General features: G+C 70.7%; 3 protein-coding genes. 2 read left to right on the plus strand and 1 reads right to left on the minus strand.

From position 1 onward, the window contains the following. On the minus strand, window positions 1-614 hold a 614-nt coding region (locus EQG76_RS03355; protein WP_235031188.1), incomplete at its 3' end, for an alpha/beta fold hydrolase. 103 nt (window positions 615-717) lie between these two features. Between EQG76_RS03355 and EQG76_RS03360 the strand changes: the two genes are divergently transcribed. Both EQG76_RS03360 and EQG76_RS03365 read left to right on the plus strand, forming a co-directional pair. Further along, on the plus strand, window positions 718-1,854 hold the full coding sequence (locus tag EQG76_RS03360; RefSeq protein WP_159710610.1) for a glycosyltransferase family 4 protein: 1,137 nt from the start codon (window positions 718-720) through the stop codon (window positions 1,852-1,854). Further along, the coding region (locus EQG76_RS03365) for a glycosyltransferase family 9 protein (protein WP_407925499.1) at window positions 1,854-2,185 on the plus strand (332 nt) is incomplete at its 3' end. The genes EQG76_RS03360 and EQG76_RS03365, both read left to right, overlap by 1 nt.

The raw sequence follows: 2,185 nt of genomic DNA on the forward strand, positions 1-2,185 counted from the left end.
GCGGTCATCCAGGGCACGTCCGGGTCCTCCTGGCCCTGGAGCAGGTGGACCGGGCCGTCGAAGCGGATCGGCTCCCGCATCAGCAGGTGGCGCTCGCCGTCCTCCAGCAGGCGGCGGGTGATCGGGAGCGGGTCGCCGTAGGGGGAAGGCTCGTAGAACACGCCGTCCCGCGCCAGGGCGGCCTTGTGTTCTTCCGTCAGTGCCGGGCGCATCAGATCCTCGGTGAAGTCGGGGGCGGCGGCGATGCCGACTAGGCCCGCGACCTTGTCCGGCCGGGCGCGGGCGGCCAGCAGCATCAGCCAGCCGCCCATGCTGGAGCCGACCAGCACCGCCCTGCCCTCGACCAGCCGGTCCAGCACCAGGAGCGTGTCGTCCAGCCAGTCGGACAGGCAGAGATCCTCGAACCGGCCGTCCGAGACGCCGTGGCCGCGATAGTCGAAGCGGGTGTAGGGCCGGCCCTGCTTCGTCACATGGGCTTCCAGCGCCACGGCCTTGCTGCCCTCCATGTCGGAGCGGAAGCCCGACAGGAACACGACCTCGGTGCCCTGCCCCGGCGTCCGCCGGTAGTGGATCGAGGTGTCGTTCTCGCGCGTCAGTCGATCCGAAATCACCATCTGCCCGTCATCGCTTGGCTTCGTCCTGGTCCTTTGCCACGCTAGCACCGGTGGTGCTGGCGGTCGAAGCATCGCCTTCCCCTTCACTTCCTTGCGGGTCTCGATGGCGACGTTGCTGCAGGTACTGCCTGCGCTGGAAAGGGGCGGTGTCGAGCGCGGGACCGTGGATCTCGCCCGGCTCCTGAAGCGGGCCGGGCACCAACCGCTGGTGGCCAGCGCCGGCGGCGGCCTGGTGGCCGAGCTGGAGGCGGATGGCATCACCCACCTGACCCTGCCGCTCGCCAGCAAGAACCCCCTCACCATCTGGCAGAACGCCGCCCGGCTGGGCGAGCTGATGCGGCGGCACCGGGTGGAGCTGGTCCATGCCCGCTCGCGCGCGCCTGCCTGGAGTGCCAGGATCGCCTGCCGGCGCGCCGGCACGCCGTTCGTCACCACCGTCCACGCCGTCTATGGCGGCTACGATTACCGGCTGAAGCGGCGCTACAACGCGGTGATGGCCTCTGGCGACCGGGTCATCGCGATCTCCGACTATGTCGCTCAGCATGTCTGCGAGGTGTACGGGGTCGGGCCCGACGTGCTGCGCACCATCTATCGCGGCGTGGAGGTCGGGGAGTTCGACCCAGCTTCTGTATCGCCCGAGCGCATCGCGAAGCTCCAGGCGCAGTTCCGGGTACCGCCCGGCCGGCAGGTTGTGCTGCTGCCCGGGCGGATCACCCGAATCAAGGGCCATCTCCTGGTGGCGGAGGCGGTGGCGAAGATCGCGCGTGACGACTTCGTCGTCCTGTTCGTGGGGCCGGATACGCCCGGCAGCTCCTATTCCGCGGAACTGCACGCGAAGATCCAGGCCCTGGGGCTGGCCGAACGCGTCCGCCTGGTGGGCGGCACCGGCGACATGGCGGCGGCACTGGCGCTGGCCGACCTGGTGCTCGCCCCGTCGATCGGGCCCGAGGCGTTCGGACGGGTGTCGGTGGAGGCGCAGGCGATGGGCAAGCCGGTGATCGCCGCCGACATTGGCGGGCTCGGCGAGACCCTGCTGCCGGCCACCACCGGCTGGCTGGTCCCACCGGGCGATGCGGCGGCGCTGGCGGATGCCATGGAGCTGGCCCTGGCGATGCCGGCCGAGGCACGGGCGCGGCTGGGCGAGCAAGCCAAAGCCTGGGTGCGGGAGCAGTTCACCGCCGAGCGCATGTGCCGGCAGACCCTGGCGGTCTATGCCGAACTGCTGGGAGGGCGCGCCTGATGGCGGGCATTCTCGTCATCAAGCATGGCGCGCTGGGCGACGTGGTACTGGCCACCGGGGCGATGCAGGCGATCGTTCGGCATCATCCGGGCGAGCGCATCAGCCTGCTTACCACCGCCCCCTATGCCAGGCTGCTAGAGCCGTCCGGCTGGTTCGCGGAAATGATCGTCGACGAGCGGCCGACGCTCTGGACGCCGCTCAAGCTGGCCAGCCTGGTCCAGCGCCTGGCGCGGCAGCACTTTGCCATGGTCTACGACCTGCAGACCTCCCGGCGGACCGCCCTCTACTACGCGCTCTGGCCCCGGCCGAAGCCGCGCTGGTCGGGCATCGC

This window comes from Geminicoccus flavidas (assembly GCF_009806515.1).
Taxonomy (GTDB): domain Bacteria; phylum Pseudomonadota; class Alphaproteobacteria; order Geminicoccales; family Geminicoccaceae; genus Geminicoccus; species Geminicoccus flavidus.

Bases quoted from the DNA above. Each gene is read 5' to 3' on its own strand.
- EQG76_RS03360 (WP_159710610.1), top strand. From the start codon at position 718: ATGGCGACGTTGCTGCAGGTACTGCCTGCGCTGGAAAGGGGCGGTGTC.